A 19105-nucleotide genomic window follows, 5' to 3' on the forward strand; every position below is an offset into this window, starting at 1 on the left:
CTCGTTATCGGACAATACAGTTATTGCAGAATACCACAATCAGCCGCTAAACACGTTACAGGCGCCCGGTGCCCGGCGCCGTTTTTAACACCCAAACGCGACCATAGTGATTATACCATCCGGCACGATGCCCAGCGTCCGGGCCAATACCCTGGTAAATATCAAAATGCTGGCCTTTAATCGCTCCGCCGACGTCCAGCGCGACCATTAAACGTAGCTCATATTGACCACTAAATTTACCGTTGTTATCCAGCAACGGCACTTCCGCCAGCAAAGTAGTGCCGGGCGGAATAATACTGCTGTCGGAGGCGACGGACGCGCGTCCAATCAGCGGTACGGCGCTGGCGCCTTTCACCGGCGCAAAAGATTGCGGCTTAAAGAAGACGAACGACGGGTTCTGCTCCAACAATTCACGCACTTCCGCTTCGCTGTGCTTTTCTCCCCATTCGCGTATAGCCTGCATCGACATATCTTCTTTTTTCACTTCACCGCGATCGATAAGCACTTTACCAATACTGCGATAGGGCCAACCGTTTTTACCCGCATAACTAAAGAAGTTCAGCGGACTACCGTCGCCGAAATCAATATAGCCGCTGCCCTGAACATCCATAATAAAGTTATCCATCAGCGAATTACTGTAGGCCAGGATGTACTTATCGCTCAGCGCGCCTGCGTAGATCTGGGCACGGGACGGTAAGCGTCCGCGTTTTGGCGGCATACTATAGATAGGGTACTGGAACGCGCCCTGGCGCGTATGGCGAGCCTGAACGACGGGTGTATAGTAGCCCGTGAACTGGACGTTACCGTAGTTGTCGGTGCCCTCCATCTGCCAGGCATCGATACCAAACTGACGCATAGTGCGCGTATCGCCTCCGGAACGTAACCAGTTCTGGACAGCGTTATAGACGTTGCTTTGATTAGTGTATAAACGCGGCGACGCGGAACGGATCTGGTCGACCTGCTCGGCAAAGTCACCGGCATTAATCGGCGCGCCCACCGCGTCCGGCTGGTTTACCAGGGAGAAGGGCTGGGTAAATTTCCCGTCCTTATATTGCTGACCGCGATCGGTCGGTTTTGATGAACAGGCAGCCAGCATTGCCAGCATTACGCCTGTCGCCACATATTTTGCCCAACGTCCTTTCATGGTGTCTCATCTTCTGCATAATCGTAAGTGCCCGGTGAAGATAACAAACCGTCCAGGGTAATGAAATGCGATCGCTATCTCATTATGTAAATTCGTTTAAAAATCGCGCTATCTGCGGCGTATTTGCGCAATCCATGAGAAATTAGCGATTTATATTAAAAAAGGGTTGCAACAAAAGCTCAGCGGAGTATAGTGCGCATCCACGGACGCGGGGTGGAGCAGCTTGGTAGCTCGTCGGGCTCATAACCCGAAGGTCGTCGGTTCAAATCCGGCCCCCGCAACCAATTACAATGAGAATGAAAGTTTAGACGGACGCGGGGTGGAGCAGCCTGGTAGCTCGTCGGGCTCATAACCCGAAGGTCGTCGGTTCAAATCCGGCCCCCGCAACCAACTTAATTAACACCCTTACGGGTGTTTTTTTGTTTCTGTCGTCCGGTCCGCAACGACAGTGCGGGCAGTATCCTACTTACCCGCGCAATAAGCTCTCCGTCATATCAGGTTAACTTCTTCTCGCCAGCGTCGCCCCATCGGCAAAATACGCTTTAATGCCCGCCAGAATTGACTCTGCGACTTGTTGCTGGAACGTGGCGGTCTTGAGCTTGCGTTCTTCTTCAATGTTACTGATAAACGCTGTCTCGACCAGAATAGACGGAATATCGGGCGCTTTTAACACCGCGAACCCCGCCTGCTCGACCTTGTTTTTATGCAGGTCATTAACTTTACCAAGCTGCTTCAGCACCGCTTTACCGAATTTCAAACTATCGGCAATGGTCAGTGATTGCACCATATCGAACATCGTATGGTCGACATAACGGTCGCCGCTTTTGCTCACGCCGCCAATTAAGTCCGAGGCGTTCTGCGTTTGCGCCAGATATTTCGCCGCGGTACTGGTGGCGCCTTTGGTCGATAGCGCGAATACGGATGAACCGCTAGGCTGCCGGCTGGTGAAGGCATCCGCATGAATAGAGACAAACAGGTCGGCGCGCTGTTTCTGCGCTTTCGCCACCCGGACTTTTAACGGAATGAAGATGTCTTCATTGCGCGTCATATAGACCTTCATGTTGCCTTCTTTTTCGATCAACGCTCGCAGGCGGCGGGCTATCTGGAGCACCACGTCTTTTTCACGCGTTTTGTATTTGCCTATCGCGCCCGGATCTTCGCCGCCGTGTCCCGGATCAAGCATAATGACAATGGGACGATCGCGCCCCGCTTTACCGGGCTGCGGCCCGCTTTGCGAAGGCGGCACCTGCTTATCCAGATCGCCTTTATTGTAGTCTTCCAGCAGCGCCAGCAGCGGATCCTGCATATCCTGCGCATTGGCAGGATAAAGATCCATCACCAGGCGTTCTTTAAAGCCTGCCACAGGCGCCAGCGCAAATAGCTGCGGCTTCACGTTTTGTTTTAGCTCAAAGACCATACGCACAGTCTTAGGATCAAACTGCCCTACTCTTGCGGATTTAATATACGGATCGTCGCTGCGAATCTGCGCGCCAATGCCTTTAAGCACCGAGTTCAGATTCACATCCTCAATATCCACAACCACGCGATCCGGGTTACTTAAGGCAAATTGTTTATATTTCAGCAGACGATTCGACTCTACCGTGACGCGGGTATAGCTGGACGCAGGCCAGATACGCACCGCAACGACCTGGCTTACGGCAGCCAGCCCGACCTGGCTCACGCTTAATAGCCACATGGCGCCCGCGCCTTGTAGTAAACGGCGACGGCTGATTGCTGAATTGGCTCCCGACATGCTTCTCCCGAGCAAAAACTAAATAGAGATCATACAAAGTTCATCCAAATTGACCGGAAACTTTAGCGAATGACGCATAATCTGTCATCTATAAAAGGGTAAACATTCTTTTTATATTCACGGCATTACTAAGAAAAGCGATCGGTCCGCATAAAATTTACGCTTGCACACAAGACAAAAACAGAATAAAAATACGATAATTTCGAATAATAATTCACTATTGGGGCGCACAATGATAAAGGAACGTAGAACCGAACTGGTAGAGGGGTTTCGCCATTCGGTTCCCTATATCAATACCCATCGCGGAAAAACCTTTGTCATTATGCTCGGCGGCGAAGCCATTGAGCACGACAATTTTTCCAGTATTGTTAACGATATCGGACTGTTACATAGTCTCGGTATTCGCCTGGTCGTGGTGTATGGCGCACGACCACAAATCGACGCCAATCTGGCCGCGCATCAGCATGAACCGATTTACCACAAAAACACGCGGGTGACGGACGCCAAAGCGCTGGAGCTGGTGAAACAGGCCGCCGGTTTACTCCAGCTTGATATTACCGCCCGTCTGTCGATGAGTCTGAACAATACGCCGTTGCAGGGCGCGCACATTAATGTCGTCAGCGGCAATTTCACCATTGCGCAACCGCTGGGCGTTGATGATGGCGTGGACTACTGTCATAGCGGTCGTATCCGTCGAATTGATGAAGATGCCATCAACCGCCAGTTGGATAACGGCGCGATTGTTCTAATGGGGCCGGTCGCTGTCTCAGTGACCGGCGAAAGTTTTAATCTGACTTCAGAAGAGATTGCCACTCAACTCGCCGTTAAACTGAAAGCGGAAAAAATGATCGGTTTCTGTTCTTCTCAGGGCGTTACCAATAGTGAGGGCGGCATCATTTCTGAACTCTTCCCGAATGAAGCGCAGGCGCGGGTGGAAGAGTTGGAAGCGCAGGGCGATTACAACTCCGGCACCGTACGTTTTTTGCGCGGCGCGGTAAAAGCCTGTCGTAGCGGCGTCCGTCGTTGCCATCTGATCAGCTATCAGGAAGATGGCGCGCTATTACAGGAATTGTTCTCGCGTGACGGTATCGGCACACAGATCGTCATGGAGAGCGCCGAGCAGATTCGCCGCGCCACCATCAACGATATTGGCGGTATTCTGGAGCTTATCCGCCCACTGGAACAGCAGGGCATTCTGGTACGCCGTTCCCGCGAACAACTGGAGATGGAAATCGATAAATTTACCATTATTCAGCGCGATAATATGACTATCGCCTGCGCGGCGCTGTATCCTTTTGTGGAAGAGAAGATAGGCGAAATGGCCTGCGTAGCAGTGCATCCGGATTATCGCAGCTCATCGCGCGGAGAAATGCTTCTGGAGCGGGTTGCCGCCCAAGCGCGGCAAATGGGGCTGAGTAAATTGTTTGTGCTGACGACGCGCAGTATTCACTGGTTCCAGGAGCGCGGTTTCACGCCTGTCGATATTGAGTTACTGCCAGAGAGCAAGAAAAAAATGTATAACTATCAGCGGCGTTCAAAGGTGCTGATGGCTGATTTAGGGTAACAAGGGTTGCCTGAGGGCGCTGCGCTTATCAGGTCTACGCTCGAAAGCATCGTTTGTAGGCCGGACAAGACGCTATGCGTCGCCATCCGGCGAGAACTCGTCTTATCCGGTACGACTGACTTCATCAAATAAGGTGGCTAACCCGCTGCGCCGTTCCGTACGCGTCACAATCGCGCCTGCCAGGATCCGTTCATCGGCATACAGCGATAAACGCCGCCGTGCCCGTGTAACGGCAGTATACACCAGCTCCCGCGTCACGACCGGCGAACGCTGGCTGGGTAAAATCAGCGCGGCGTGATCAAATTCAGACCCCTGTGATTTATGTACCGTCATCGCCCAGGTTGTGTCATGTTCCGGCAGGCGGCTGGGCTGAACGGACTTGATCGCGCCGTCCGGCATCGCAAACCAGACGCGTAGCCCCTGTCCGCGATCGAGCGCAATACCAATATCGCCGTTAAATAACCCCAACGCGCTATCGTTGCGCGCAATCATTACCGGACGCCCTTCATACCAGCGAGAATGCGGATGCCGGTGAATTTTTCGCTGCTGAACCATCGCCTGCTCAATACGGTCATTCAGTCCCCCCACGCCAAATGGGCCTTCGCGCAGCGCGCAAAGCAATTGATACTCATTGAAAGCCTGAAGGATTGCCTCCGGCGTCGCTTTCTCATGCAGCAACCGCAGGTAGCGACCATAGCCCGCCAGCGCTTCATCCAGCATCCCGGCATAATCGTCGCTGCTTTGTAATGTACGCTTCTCTATATCACTAAAGCCCTGCTGAAAAACAGCCTGGATTGCCGACCTGTCGCCGCAGTTAATCGCCGCCGCCAGCTTGCCGATACCGGAATCGCTGCCGAAACGGTAGCTCTTTTGCAACAAACAGAGGCTATCGCGCAAAGAGGCGGCTTGCGTTCCGGCCCCAGCCGGAATGGCGCACCCTGTTAGCCGACTTAGCTGCCGGGCGCGTTCCGCCGTAAACCCTGCGTTGACATAGGCGCAAATATCGCCCAACACAGCGCCCGCCTCAACGGATGCCAACTGATCGCGATCGCCAAGAAAAATGACCCGCCCGTGCGGCGGCAGAGCGTCAATCAAACGTGACATCATCGGCAAATCAATCATTGATGCTTCATCGACCACCAGCACGTCCAGATGCAGCGGGTTACCCGCATGATGGCGTAATCGCTGGCTACCGGGCTGTGCGCCTAACAGTCGGTGCAGCGTACTGGCGTCCTCCGGTATACGTTTTTTCTGCGCATCAGTAAGAGGAAGCTGACGCAACGCCGCGCCGAGCGACTCCGTCAGGCGTGCAGCCGCTTTCCCCGTCGGCGCCGCCAGTCGGATACGGCAACGTTCGCCATCCGCCATTTGAATTAATGCCGCCAGCAGCTTCGCGACGGTGGTGGTTTTACCGGTGCCGGGACCGCCTGAAATTACGGAGATACGACGAGTTAGCGCTACGGCGGCGGCCACTTTTTGCCAGTTCACTTCGTCAGTCGTAGGGAAAAGCGCGTCCAGAATACGGGACAACTGCGCTTCATCTACGTCGATGGCCTGGTTAACCTCGTTAAAAAAGCGCGCAACCGTACGCTCGTTACACCACATTCGATTCAAGTAGAGACGATCGCCGCACAAAATTAACGGCGCGGGGCTATCGCCACAGCTCACCGCCGCCGACGCCAGTAACCGTTTTTTCCAGTCGATTGGCGTAGCCGTTTCGCTTATCCACGCGACCAGTAAGGGATGCGCCTCCTCCGTTAACATTAAACGCGATAACGGCAGACACACGTGACCTTCGCCCGCGTCATGGCTAAGCAGCGCCGCCGCCAGCGTCACGGCGGGATCGTCGTTACCGGCGACGGTTAAAGCAAACTGGGCATCAATGGGCCGTAATAGTTTTTGTCCAACGGCCTCCAGTAACCGCTCCTGGATTGTCATTGCGCCTCCTCACTCATTTCACCTGCAAACATGTCATCCAGTTGGTTAATTAACGCCGCCGCAGGGCGAGTGGTAAAAATACCCTGCTGTGGACGTTCGCTATCCACCCCGCGTAAAAAGAGATAGATGACGCCGCCGAAATGGCGTTCATAGTCGTAATTCGCCATTCGATGACGAAGGTAACGGTGCAATGCCAGCGTATAAAGCTGGTACTGCAAATCATAGCGATGCGCCTGCATCGCCGTAGCCATCGCCGTCTGGGTATAAGCGGCGCTATCCTCGCCCAGCCAGTTGGATTTATAGTCGAGCAGGTAATAGCGCCCCTCATAACGGAACACCAGGTCGATAAAGCCCTTTAACATGCCGCGAACCTGCATGAAATCCAGCGCCGGGCAGCTTGCTGAAAGCGGGTCGTATCGACGAATCAACGCATCCAACTCTCTGGCAGTAAGCGGCTGGACGATCGGGAGATAAAACTCCATTTCGACCTGTTTTTCACGCTCGGTCAGCACGCTCAGACTGACGCCCGTCTCGTTAAGGGGAACGTGCAACACGGTGTCCAGCCAGCGGGTAAGCACGGGTTCCCATCGCGTCTCAAAACCGCTCAGCTCCAGTTTTTCCTGTACCCAATGGGGATCTATAGGCTGAGTAAAATCAAGATTTTCAAACAGGCTGTGCAAAAATGTTCCCGGTGATGCCCCGCGAGGAAAGTGATGTGGCGTCATTGCCGGCGCTTCCGCCGCTTCGCCAACGCCTGCGGCGTCAATGTCGAGGCGAGGAATAAGATCTTGCGCCACGCTATGCCCCCGCTGTTGCAAACCGGAATAACTGGTGACGCGCCAGCTATCATAAGGCAGGCGTTGCAGTATTCTGGCGCTGAGTTCCGCGTGCGATGCAGCGGCAATTTGCCAGCGGTCGTTATCCGTATTGCCCGGCGTGCGCCACACGATATCCTCGTCACATAGCGCCTCAATACAGCCGCGAAGGCCTGCGGCATCCATCGGTTCGCCTTTTTGCAGGAGTCGCCCAAGCGCACTTTGGTGCACATCCGTCTCGCCTTTCTTATCACTGCGACGCCGCACCAGCGGCGCGACGCCGAGGCTGCAGTGCCACACTGCCCGGGTCAGCGCGACATAAAGTAGGCGCAGATCTTCCGCCAGGCGTTCGGCTTCCGCCAGTTCTATGCTCTCTTCAGCGTGGCTAAGGTCCAGCACCGCTTCGTAAGAGTGCCTGTCGTGATAAAAAGCCTGATCCTGCACGCGGAAATGGGTGATAAAAGGTAGCCAGACCAGCGGATATTCCAGACCTTTCGATTTATGGATGGTGACGATTTGCACCAGATGCTTATCGCTTTCCAGACGTAGTTGCTGGCTGGAAGCATTGCTATCGGGTTCAAGGATATGTTGCGCCAGCCAACGCACCAGCGCATGTTCGCTTTCCAGTTGCGAACCGGCTTCCTGTAACAGTTCGCTAATATGCAGAATATCCGTCAGCCGACGTTCGCCTCCCGCCGTCGCCAGCAGGTTTTCAGCAATATTGCGCGCCGACATTAGCGCGCGCAGCATAGGCATCACGCCGCGTTTATGCCAAATCTGCCGGTAGCCATCAAACTCTTCGACAACCGCATCCCACGCATTTTCATCATTGTTAAGCGTTTCGATATCCAGCGCGGTAAGGCCCATCATCGATGTCGCCAGAGCGCTACGCAGCGTATTCTCCCGTTCGGGCGCCATCACCGCCTGCAATACCCATAGCATTTCCTGCGCTTCGAGCGTTTCGAATACGCTGTCGCGGTTAGAAAGATAGACGGAGGGAATCGCCAGTAAGGTCAGAGCATCCCGTATCAGCGCGGCTTCCCGCCTGCTGCGTACCAACACGCTGATATCCGAGGCGCGAACCGGCCGCGACACATCGCCGTTCATCAGCAGCGCGTCGCCCGTTTGTCCGGCGCGCAGCCAGTCGCGAATTTGCGTGGCGCACACCTGAGCCATACAGCTTTGGTAATCGCCCGAGCCGCAGCTTTCCCCCTCCATTAGCCACAGGGTCATCGCCGGTTGAGGAGTGTCATTCACTTTAAATTGCAGCGACTGGTTTCTGTGCGCAAACTTTACCGGACTGAAGGGAATATCGCGGAACATAAAGGCATCGTTCATCTGACTGAACAGCTTGTTAACGCTATTCACCATCCCCGGCGCGGAACGCCAGTTAGTGTCAAGCGTATAGTGCGCGCTCACTTCGCTGCGGGCCTTCATGTAGGTAAAGATATCCGCGCCGCGAAACGCATAAATCGCCTGTTTAGGATCGCCTATCAGTAATAGCGCCGTATCGGGTTGATGTCGCCAGATACGGCGAAAAATACGGTACTGTTGTGGATCGGTATCCTGAAATTCATCGATCATCGCCACCGGGAAACGGGTACGAATCGCCGCGGCCAGCGCCTCTCCGCTTTCACTACGCAGCGCTGTATCTAAACGGCTGAGCATATCGTCAAATCCCAGCTCACCGCGCCGTCGTTTTTCCTGAGCCACTGTTTCACGGATCTCTGAGAGCGCCCGGGTAAGGACCAGATCTTTAATCGATAGCGGTTCGCCCAACAGGTTATCAATCGCGACAAACAATGGGTGCTGGGGCGTCACGCCACCAGCTTTGGTACGCTCAGCTAAAAAACACTGTGAAAATTTTCCCAACGCCTCGGGTAATTGATAATTTTTCGTCTCTTCTTGCGCCCACGCGGTGAGCTTTTCGATCCATTTCGCCTGATTGCCGCGGTTGAATTTTCTGCGGTCGATGCCGGATGATTCGATCAGCGCGTCCAGCTCGCTAACCGCCTCACGCCACTGCTGCTTCACCTGGTTGATGCGCCCCAGGATCTGTTCATGACGCGATGCCAGCGTCTCCTCCTGCGATGGCGGCGCTTTAATGACCGGCGCTTCGCCCTGCAGATAACGATCGATATCTTTTAAAAGCGCCTTCGGCCCCTTCCACACGTCAAACACCACCTGCGCGATGTCGCGCGGCAGCGGATAGCAATGACGCCGCCAGAAATCGGCGCAGGCCTGATAACGCAACAGAGATTCGTCTTCAATAAGCTGTTGCTCAAACAACATGCCGGATTCGAAAGCGTTCAGGCTGAGCATACGCTGGCAAAAACCGTGGATGGTAAAGACCGCGGCCTCGTCCATTTGTCGTTCAGCCAGTAATAACCACTGCGCGGCTTGCTTTTTGTCGCCAATTTCTTCCAGCAAGCGGGCGTACAGCGGATTATCCGTGCTTTCCCGCAGACAGGCGATGCGCAACTCATGGATATTACTGCGGATTCGCCCACGCAACTCTTCAGTGGCGGCCTCCGTAAACGTTACCACCAGCAGTTCTTCAACGGTCAGCGGGCGGGGAAATGCGGCGCCTCCGCCTAAGCCGAGCAGTAGCCGCAAATACAGCGCCGCGATAGTAAACGTTTTGCCTGTACCCGCTGACGCTTCAATCAGACGCTCGCCTGTAAGGGGCAAGCGCAGAGGATCAAGAGTCTCGGCGACATCATTCATTCTTTTCGCTCATCAAGGGTAAAGTTTGCTGCAATGCGCTGACGTTATCCCACACTTTCCAGCCTGTCGGATGCACGTATTCTGCTTTCCCATTCTGGCTACCGGCAATCTGTGACAATATTGCCATGCCTTGCGGCTCCACCACAGCCTGATGGAAGAAGTCAGCAAGTTTTTGCGGCGTCAGCAATTTTATCTGAGCGATGATTTTATCACGCGAGTCGAAGCGCATATTACCCCGATCGAAATCCTTGCTTAACCGGGATGCTTCTTCGCCCAGGGTCTGCGGCGCCTGGCGCATTTGCGTAATAATCGCCTGCTGAATTTGTGCGAACTCTTCCGGCTTCATCGCCCTCAGCTTCGTCTCGGCGTCAGGGAAAAATGCCTGATAGCGTTGCCACAGGTAAGAAGGCTGTTTATCGTTGCTCTGTAGCAGGAATCCCATTCCCCACTGACGGCCAACGCTCATCGGAAAGGCGAAAACGGCGTATCCCAGTTGCTCTTCGGTTCGTAACTGATTGTAAAACCACGGTTGAACAATCTGACCTAACATCGCGCTGTAGGCGGCGCTGACGTACTCGTCGTAGCCGACCGGGACAAAGACCGCAGCTAACGCGGAGTCGGTGCTACTGCCCGCTTTTTCAAATACTACGGACTGCTTTTTCTCAACCACCACTTCTTTGTTGCGACACCACGCCGATCCGTTCGCCGCGAGCTGTTTTTGAACATCTTGTGCCAGAGTGGTCGCCTGGGCTTCGCTCATATTCCCTATAACCAGAAATTCCGGACGAGCGCCCGTTTTTAACGCATTACGATAGGTCATCACCTCTTTCAACGTAATGGACGGCAGCAAAGCGCGACGTTCATCACGGGAAAAATAAGGCACCTGCGAAATCATCTGCACCGGCATAATCGCCTGTTCGTAGGCTTTTCCCTTCTCCGCAGAATCCATCATCTGCGTATACCAGGACTTCGCCTGCGCCAGCTGTTCTTCCGTGGCGTCGTAGCTAAAATATCCTTCCAGCAACGCCAGGAAAAGCTGCGGCAAACGCTGGGTATAACCGTCCGCATTGACCATCAGACCATTGTTGGCGTTAGTGGAAAAGCTAATGCCGCCCACTGCCGCCTGGTTGCTGAGCTGATCGAGCGCCACTCCCGCCAGATAATCATTAAGGGCGAACAATACCTGATTGCGGGCGCTGTCCATCGCCTGCGGGTTACGCAATACCACGCTCACGTCAGCTTTTGGCTCGCTGGCGAAATAACGACTCGGCGCATAAACCACGCGCAAATCCGCTTTATCGACAATCAGTTCTGGCCGCACGTAGTTTTTGTCATTCTTAACAAGCGTAAAATCATTAGGAATATAGGGGTTTAACTCCGGCAGGGACAACGCAATGCCCTGTGCTTTTTGCTGCCAGTTTTTAAACGTCTGTTCGCTAATCTTATCGACCTGATAGGGCGCATCCACAAAATACGCAGTCTTATTATGTGGTTCCTGGGGACTGATATACCAGATGCGCGCATTCTGCGGCGTCATCATCGCCAGGCGATTTTTGATAGCGGCAGGATCGTAACGATCGGCGATATTCACCGCATCCAGCGTATGCGCTACCGGGACGCGGATCATGGTGTCCGCCAGCCACTCTACATAATCCATATCGCGGGTAATCGACGGATAGCGGAAGTCGAGATCCAGCACATGCGCCAGCTCGTCAAAGTAACGTTTATCTATCCCTTTTTCGCGTAACATATTGAGATAGCTGAAGATAGCCGCGACGACTTCATCACGATTGGCCAAACCTTTATCGGTCAGCGTTGCCGAAATGGCAAATACGCCGCTGTTACCATTAACAATCGGATCGGAATCCGCGCTAATACCTTCGACCAGACCTTGTTTTTGCAGCCAGTCAGAGAGCGTCCCCGGGCTACGATTGCCAATCAGATAAGAGACCAGTTCATCAGTCTTGCTACGGAACTGCGCGCTATTGTTATCAATACGAAACTCCACGCGCAGTACTTTACGCGGTAGCGCCGGCACGTAATGAATAATGATGCCCTTCTGCGCGTCGGTGACGACAGGTACGGTAATTTCCGGTTTTTTAATCTGTTTATTCGGCACGCGGCCATAGGTTGCTGCGGAAATACGCGCCAGCTCCGGCAAGGGTTTATTACTGTAAATCACCGCCTTCATCAGATTAGCTGAATAGTATTTTTCATGAAAAGCGATCAACGCCTGTTGCACCGGATTGCCCGGCTTATCGCTTAGCGTTTCCAGATTGCCGCCAGAAAAGTGCGAGCCTGGGTGCGCCGGGTTAATGGTTTCGGCGCTTACCTGCGCCATGCGCATACCGTCGCGGGTGCGCGCCATCGTCAGCTCGGCGTTCACCGCGTTTCGTTCGCGTTCGGCGTACTTTTTATCGAGCAATGGCGCGGCAATGGCGTCGGCCAGGCGATCTACGGCGCCTGGAAGCGCATCGTTTTCAACCTCCAGGTAGAAGGCTGTTCGATAAGGCGCGGTGCTGGCGTTGTGGCTACCGCCATGTCTTTTAAGGTATTCGGCAAGGCTATCCGCCTGCGGATATTTTTTTGACCCCATCAGACACATATGCTCAAGGTAATGAGCAAGCCCCTGATGAGTCTCAGGATCTTCAAGCGATCCAACGGGCACCACTAACGCTGAAAGAGACTTTACAGCCTGCGGATCGGATACCAGCAATACCACCATATCATTATCAAGACGTATCGCCTGATACTGCCGGGTATCTTTATCGCTTTTACGGATAGTTTCTTGCAGCGGTTGCCAACCGATAGCCGCCTGAACTACAGGCCCCCAGAGGGCGACCAACAACAATAACGCTTTGAACCAGATGCTGCGGGGCATTCACGGACCTCATCATTAACTTTCAGTCCCACTCATCTCTATGGCCACATAAACCATCAACCTGAGCAGAACGGGATATTATTGTGCTGAACCAGGCAGCATCTTTTTATCAGTAATCAGTCTGTGACGAAGAGCGCATCATAGTCGAAGCCTTTTAATTGCGCAATTTTCATACAATCAACGAGACTGATTAAAACGAAACAGCGGTAACAGGTAATGCCGGGACTGCGCAATAATAGCCTGCAACGTTTCAGATTCCAGCTGACGCCAAAGACGTTGATACCAGATATCTTCGCCTTCGCCGCTCACCATCATGTTGCCTTCATAAGCCTGTAGAAACTTTGTTCTGGCCTTCTGTAAGGTGTCATCGTCGTCTAACATGACATCATTTTCCGCGTCATAACAGGCTTTTATCCATGCGCCGCCGCTTTCCGGCAGTACCAATAGCGGAGAAGACATACCTTCCCGGTAGCCTTCAATCAGTTGCGCCAGGTAAGCCATTGCCTGCGCTTTATCAAGAGGCGGAAATTGCCACTTTCCCTCTTTGCGCAAAAACAGGCGGCTTTCGCCGCTACCGCCGCTGGCACAATAGACAAGGTGTTCCAGCCAAAGTTGCACACCTTGCGCAACGCTGATTAAAGCGGGACGCCAGCGCAATAATCCATCCTCCTGTACCTGCGGTAGCCAGCCGGTTAGCTGAACACCATTGCAAAGCAGATCCACTTCCAGGCTTTGGCTCGGCTTACGACAGGCGATGACCCGGCTTGCCAGTTGCTGCATCTCCTGGCATTGCGCATCCCAGAATATTTCACCAAACGCACCGTAAGGCAGCTCTCCCGCAGCACGGAAACGGCGGAACAAGCGTTCGGCGTCTTCTTCTTCAACCAGCGTATTGAGCAACTGTTGGTTAAGTTGATATCGCGTCAATCCCTCTAATTCAAACGGTTCCGCATCAGGAATCTCACTCTCTTCCGAGCGGAAATTAACCTGAAGCCGCATCTGAAAAAATGCGCGGACCGGATGGGCCCAAAAACGCTGCAGACTTTCCAGAGTCAGTGTTTCCGGCATCGTAAAAGGAAGCGGCTGCACAAAGTCAGAATGCGCTTTTCCCGACTGACTCGCCGCGGGCAACCACTCTCTGGCATAACTTTGCTGTTCGCCCGGCTGGTAATTTTGCGCATCAAAAGGCATACGGGTATGCAGACGCGTCATATGCTCTTTAACGCGTGCTTCGCTCTCATCACAGGTCAGCATTTCGTCGCCTGGCAAATAGTGGCTTTGCCCGATGTAATCCACCAACTCTTGCACCAGGACAGAGGGAAAGCGTTCGCTATTATCCTGGATGGAGCGGCCGATGTAGCTGATATAAAGCGTCTGCTGCGCCGAAATTAACGCTTCCAGAAATAGATAGCGGTCATCGTCGCGACGACTACGATCCCCGCGCATTGGTTTTTGGCTCATCAGGTCAAAACCCAACGGCGCAAGCTGGCGCGGGTATACGCCGTCGTTCATTCCCAGCAGGCAAACGACTCTGAACGGAATGGAACGCATCGGCATCAGCGTACAAATATTGATGGGGCCCGCCAGGAAGCGCTGGCTAATACGTTCCTGATCCAGACGCTGCGCCAGTTCATCCCGCAGTAGCGAAATCGGTACCGCGTCGCCATATTCCGCCGCGACGCCTTCGGCGATAATGGCCTGCCACTGCTGTTCAATCAACGTCATTGCCGCCTCCGTGTCCGCATCGGGCAGGAAGAAATCATTGAGCATATCGCGACAAACGGGTAACCACTCTTCCAGCGGTCGCTCCTGCGCCAGACCGCGCCGCCAGATATTAAGCTGCATCAGCAGCGAAGCCAGATGGCCGACCAGCTCAGCAATCAGGCCGCTGGATTCGTCATAAGGCAGAACAGACTGCCACTCGCCCTGGGCGCTTTCCATGGCATATCCCAGCAGCATACGCGTCAGGCCAAATTGCCATGTATGCTGCCCCGTGGCAGGAAGTTCCAGCTCGCGTACGTTGTCGTCGTCGATTCCCCAGCGAATGCCTGACTCATTGACCCACAAGCGCAAATAACGCAGCCCATCTTCGTTGATCGTAAAGCGGGCAGCCAATACCGGTACGTCTAACAGAGCCAGAACATCTTCGGAGACAAAGCGGCTGTCCGGTAACGAAAGTAGACTGATAAACGCCTGTAACACCGGATGTGACTGACGCGCCCTCCGATCGGAAATGGCATAAGGCAGATAGCGCTCCGTCGGCGCGCTACCAAATACCGCCTGGATAAACGGGCTATAGCTGTCAATATCAGCCACCATAACGATAATGTCGCGCGGTGTTAGCGTCGGATCGGCTTCCAGCATCGCCAGCAGGCGATCGTGCAGTATTTCCACCTCGCGCTGCGGGCTGTGACAAACGTGAAAAGAGAGGCTGTTATCCTCGGGATCGAGCAGACGCTTATTGTCGCTGCGCGAATACTCCTCAAGATTTACGCCCGCCACCGCATGGCTTTCCAGTTCAAGAATATCCGCCTGAATCCGATGCAAAAGATTATCTGGCGTAATATCAACAAACGCATCCAGTTCCTGGCTGTTTTCCAGTTCAGATAGCAGGTAGATATAATCCCGCCCCAGTTTTCCCCATGAGGCCAGTAGCGGATTACCGATATCCTGCTCGCCGTCGCTGTTAAATAAGGCTTGCGGATTCTGGTTTTCACGGAACAAAGGTAAATGACGGTCTTCAAAACTGTGACGGCGCTGGCGAGCCATTAGTTTTGCCAGCCAGGCTGGGTCTTTAATGTCCCCCCAGTAATACCGACACGGATTAGTAAAAAGAAGATGGATTTCAATATGTTTACCCAACGCCTGCAATGCTCTGAGATACACTGGCGGTAACGCGGAAATGCCGCAAATAAAAACGCGGGACGGCAACCCTGGCGGGCAGGAGGTCGCGCGCTCCAGCGTCTGAATAAAGCGTTGGTAGAGATTGGCGCGATGCCAGCGCGGTTGACCCAGCGCGGCGGTATATTCCACCAATGCTTTCCACAGCGGCGCCTGCCAGTTTTGCGCCTCCCCCAGTCCTTCCACGGTTTTTCCCGCTTCCCACTGCGTAAGCCAGTCAGGCCGATAAACCAGATATTGATCGAACAGGTCGGCAGCACGCGCGGAAAGCTGAAAGAGTTTGCGTTTATCGGTGTCGTCGGTCAGATAATGGCGCAGCAGTGCAAACTCATCCTTATCCAGCAACTGCGGCAGCAAGGTCATCAGTTTCCAGCTCATGCTTTGTTTACTGAAAGCGCTTTCTTTGGGGATTTCCGGCAACACGCGGACAAACATCTCCCAGATAAAACTCGCCGGTAACGGAAAAGCGATATTCGCCGCAATACCAAACTTTTGTGAAAGGGTCATCTGCAGCCACTGCGCCATACCCGTGCTTTGCACCAGAATCATTTCTGGTTCAAAGGGATCATCCAGCCGCTCGCGTTCGACGATGAACTCCATCAACGCTTCCAGCACATCCAGACGATTGGAGTGGTAGACCCTTAACATAATTACTCCTGACGATTAACGATTTGGACAATGCAAGCGCGTCATCTGCCCCTGCCTGCCAGAGGGTGAAACCATCGTGACGCTGATGCTGACACATCCCGATTGCGTTGTCTGCATCCGGTTGGCCTTCCAGCCGTCAGCAGGCGAAAATGGATACAGCGCCGTTTGCTGCCACGCCTGCCGCCAGATCTGGAGATACTGGTGTCGTAATGTAAAACTGTGCATTAATACCTGCTGATAGCCTGACAATGCGGTTACGATCATTACCATTAGAACCATCGCCACTAAAACTTCCGGGAGGCTAAACCCGCGTTGTAAATTCAGGGGATGCGACATAACGCCACCTCTTTTAACGGACAAAAATCACTCCAGCCGTGGGGAGAAAAGACAATGGTTCCCTGAATTACGTTGCCCAAACGCCATAACGTCATGCCGTCATCTTGCGCCGCCATCACCACCTCATCCCCCGATAATCTCCGCAAACAGACTCGCGCTCCCGAAGAGGAATAGCGCCGACATTCCATTTCGGCTACGCCTGACCATAGCTGCCCTCGTCCCCATTCCAGCGCCGACTGTACGAGCGCCTGGCGTTGTATCGCCAGGCTCTGCGTCGCCACGCGGGAGGCATAGCTGGCCTGCTGCTGATTTACGCCTTGCAGGAGCAGACTACCCAGAATCAGTATTAAAAGCGCCAGTATTAGCGAAGAAGCGCCACGTTCCCGATTCACAGATTAAATCCCGTTACGCTGTATTGCGCGTCAATAACCGTCTGAGGCTCGGCTTTGCTGGCGCCGCGCAGATGCAGCATGAGCATTGGCGAGAATCCCGTTATATCCTGGCGCTCAACGCTAAACGCCGTGATGAGTACCGTATTGGGATCGGTCATTTTTTCCCATCCCTTACCCTGGCAAGATGTTGCTCCGCGTAATGTTTCCAGGACGTTATCCTTCACACGGAACCCGGTCTGGTCGGCCTCCTTCGCCGGTATGGTATCCCAGACGCCGTTATTATTCCCGTCCCACTGAACGATGACGCATTGCCCCTGCTCGGCAAGATGTAACCCTTCGCCGATACAGTGGCCATGACAGTAACCCGCACGTTGAAGATGCTTCGCTACGGTATAGGTTCGCTGCCAGATTTCATCTTCCAGCGATAACTGTCGCGTGTTGTGCCAGATCTCACGCTGTAGCGCCGGTAAAAATCGTGCAGTTCCAAGCAGTAAAATGGAACCTATCGCCATCGCCAGCACGACCTCCAGTAGCGAGAACCCCCGCGTGGTTATTGACATGTGTCGGCCTCGTTACGCTCGCATAGCCTGATTCGCCCCCATGAGGAGATGACCAGACGCCACTCTCCGGCTGCGTTTTTCAGTACGATGTGCCCTGCCCATGCCGTATTGCGCAGGCCAAAGAAAGCTAAAGACGGCGTGATATCGGCGAGGACGACATCACGCCAGTCGGGCGTAAACACAAAGGGGGAAGATGGCGTACACGATGTTTGCGCAGCAACAGAGCTGACAACGCACCATGACCCCCCTTCGCTGACCACGCGAATAATGTGATCGCGGTTATGCCAGTGAGCGTCCTCACGAAGTTGCAGCAGGTAGTCCCGCACCTGACATGCGGTTTGCCACAGGCGCTGTTGCTGCTGCCAGCGTTGCCAGCCATAAAGTCCTGTGGCGCTGAGAATGATAATGAGCGACATCGCGACCACCGTTTCAATGAGCGTATAGCCATGTTGTTTTTTCATGTCGGCAGTATGGCGGTCGGGAAAAAAATAACGAGCACCAAATGCGGATTGTTCGGCGCGTTACGGAAAAAAGTTCATGTCTTGCAGCGCGTTGCAAAATTTCAGGAATCCGCGCCGAAGATTGAGACGAAGGGTAAAAAAAACCGACGCGCAATGACGTCGGTTACGGCAGGATCGTCAGCGCTTAGATAGCGACCGGCGCTTTAATACCTGGGTGCGGATCATAGCCTTCAATTTCAAAATCGTCGAACCGGTAGTCAAAAAGCGAATCGGGTTTACGCTTAATGACCAACTTCGGGAGCGCGCGCGGTTCACGGCTTAATTGCAGGTGCGTCTGCTCCATATGGTTGCTGTACAGGTGCGTGTCGCCGCCGGTCCAGACAAAATCGCCGACGTCCAGGTCGCACTGTTGCGCCATCATATGCACCAGTAACGCGTAGCTGGCAATGTTGAACGGCAGACCGAGGAACACATCGCAGGAGCGCTGATAAAGCTGACAGGAGAGTTTTCCATCTGCGACATAAAACTGGAAAAAGGCGTGACACGGCGCCAGCGCCATCTTATCCAGCTCGCCGACGTTCCACGCAGAAACGATAATACGGCGGGAGTCCGGATCGTTTTTAAGCTGGCTTAAGACCGTGGCGATCTGATCGATATGGCGGCCATCCGGTGTTGGCCATGCACGCCACTGCTTGCCATAAACCGGGCCTAAATCGCCGTTTTCATCGGCCCATTCGTCCCAGATGGTGACATTATTTTCGTGCAGGTAAGCGATGTTGGTATCGCCCTGCAAAAACCATAACAGTTCGTGAATAATTGAACGTAAATGGCAGCGTTTCGTCGTCACCAGAGGAAAACCTTCCTGCAGGTTAAAACGCATCTGATGGCCAAAAATGGAAAGCGTGCCGGTGCCGGTACGGTCGTTTTTCTGTGTGCCTTCATCCAGCACTTTTTGCATCAGTTCTAAATACTGTTTCATGGTTCC

General features: G+C 53.8%; 12 protein-coding genes and 2 tRNA genes. 3 read left to right on the forward strand and 11 right to left on the reverse strand.

Annotated elements, in window-relative coordinates:
* Positions 1-55 precede the first annotated feature (55 nt).
* Positions 56-1144, reverse strand: coding sequence for a murein transglycosylase A (mltA, locus tag F4V72_RS01740; RefSeq protein ID WP_023249257.1), 1089 nt, complete (start codon positions 1142-1144; stop codon positions 56-58).
* Positions 1145-1351: 207 nt separating this feature from the next.
* Between mltA and F4V72_RS01745 the strand changes: the two genes are divergently transcribed.
* A tRNA-Met gene (locus F4V72_RS01745) sits at positions 1352-1428 on the forward strand.
* 29 nt (positions 1429-1457) lie between these two features.
* Positions 1458-1534 (forward strand) — tRNA-Met (locus F4V72_RS01750).
* A 109-nt stretch (positions 1535-1643) separates the two neighbouring features.
* On the opposite strand, the gene amiC is transcribed toward F4V72_RS01750, so the two are convergent.
* A complete protein-coding gene (gene amiC, locus F4V72_RS01755) occupies positions 1644-2897 on the reverse strand; it encodes an N-acetylmuramoyl-L-alanine amidase AmiC (protein ID WP_000011921.1) in 1254 nt (417 codons plus the stop codon).
* 232 nt (positions 2898-3129) lie between these two features.
* On the opposite strand from amiC, the gene argA reads away from it, so the two are divergent.
* Complete coding sequence (argA, locus tag F4V72_RS01760; RefSeq protein WP_023249256.1) at positions 3130-4461, forward strand: amino-acid N-acetyltransferase; 1332 nt, start codon at positions 3130-3132, stop codon at positions 4459-4461.
* Positions 4462-4563: 102 nt separating this feature from the next.
* Here argA and recD read toward each other — a convergent pair whose 3' ends face one another.
* From recD to thyA, 9 genes are all read right to left on the reverse strand, one after another.
* Entirely contained in the window at positions 4564-6399 is a 1836-nt protein-coding gene (gene recD / locus F4V72_RS01765; RefSeq protein WP_053510878.1) for an exodeoxyribonuclease V subunit alpha, read from the reverse strand.
* Positions 6396-9941, reverse strand: coding sequence for an exodeoxyribonuclease V subunit beta (gene recB / locus F4V72_RS01770; RefSeq protein ID WP_136058029.1), 3546 nt, complete (start codon positions 9939-9941; stop codon positions 6396-6398). Before recB ends, recD begins: the two co-directional genes overlap by 4 nt.
* Complete coding sequence (gene ptrA / locus F4V72_RS01775; RefSeq protein WP_136058028.1) at positions 9934-12822, reverse strand: pitrilysin; 2889 nt, start codon at positions 12820-12822, stop codon at positions 9934-9936. Before ptrA ends, recB begins: the two co-directional genes overlap by 8 nt.
* A 177-nt stretch (positions 12823-12999) precedes the next feature.
* Positions 13000-16371, reverse strand: a complete 3372-nt coding sequence (recC, locus tag F4V72_RS01780; protein ID WP_136058027.1) for an exodeoxyribonuclease V subunit gamma — start codon at positions 16369-16371, stop codon at positions 13000-13002.
* Between the two features lie 15 nt (positions 16372-16386).
* Positions 16387-16707 carry a prepilin-type N-terminal cleavage/methylation domain-containing protein gene (locus tag F4V72_RS01785; protein ID WP_023249251.1) on the reverse strand — a complete coding sequence of 107 codons (321 nt, stop codon included), beginning with the start codon at positions 16705-16707 and terminating at the stop codon, positions 16387-16389.
* On the reverse strand, positions 16692-17099 hold the full coding sequence (locus F4V72_RS01790; RefSeq protein WP_053510886.1) for a DUF2509 family protein: 408 nt from the start codon (positions 17097-17099) through the stop codon (positions 16692-16694). Before F4V72_RS01790 ends, F4V72_RS01785 begins: the two co-directional genes overlap by 16 nt.
* On the reverse strand, positions 17096-17659 hold the full coding sequence (locus tag F4V72_RS01795) for a prepilin peptidase-dependent protein (protein ID WP_063390785.1): 564 nt from the start codon (positions 17657-17659) through the stop codon (positions 17096-17098). The genes F4V72_RS01790 and F4V72_RS01795 overlap by 4 nt, the downstream gene beginning before the upstream one ends.
* Positions 17650-18120, reverse strand: coding sequence for a prepilin peptidase-dependent protein (locus tag F4V72_RS01800; RefSeq protein WP_023249248.1), 471 nt, complete (start codon positions 18118-18120; stop codon positions 17650-17652). The genes F4V72_RS01795 and F4V72_RS01800 overlap by 10 nt, the downstream gene beginning before the upstream one ends.
* A gap of 184 nt (positions 18121-18304) precedes the next feature.
* Complete coding sequence (thyA, locus tag F4V72_RS01805) at positions 18305-19099, reverse strand: thymidylate synthase (protein WP_000816247.1); 795 nt, start codon at positions 19097-19099, stop codon at positions 18305-18307.
* Positions 19100-19105 lie beyond the last annotated feature (6 nt).

Source organism: Salmonella enterica subsp. diarizonae (assembly GCF_008692785.1).
In the GTDB taxonomy this organism is placed as follows: Bacteria; Pseudomonadota; Gammaproteobacteria; order Enterobacterales; family Enterobacteriaceae; genus Salmonella; species Salmonella diarizonae.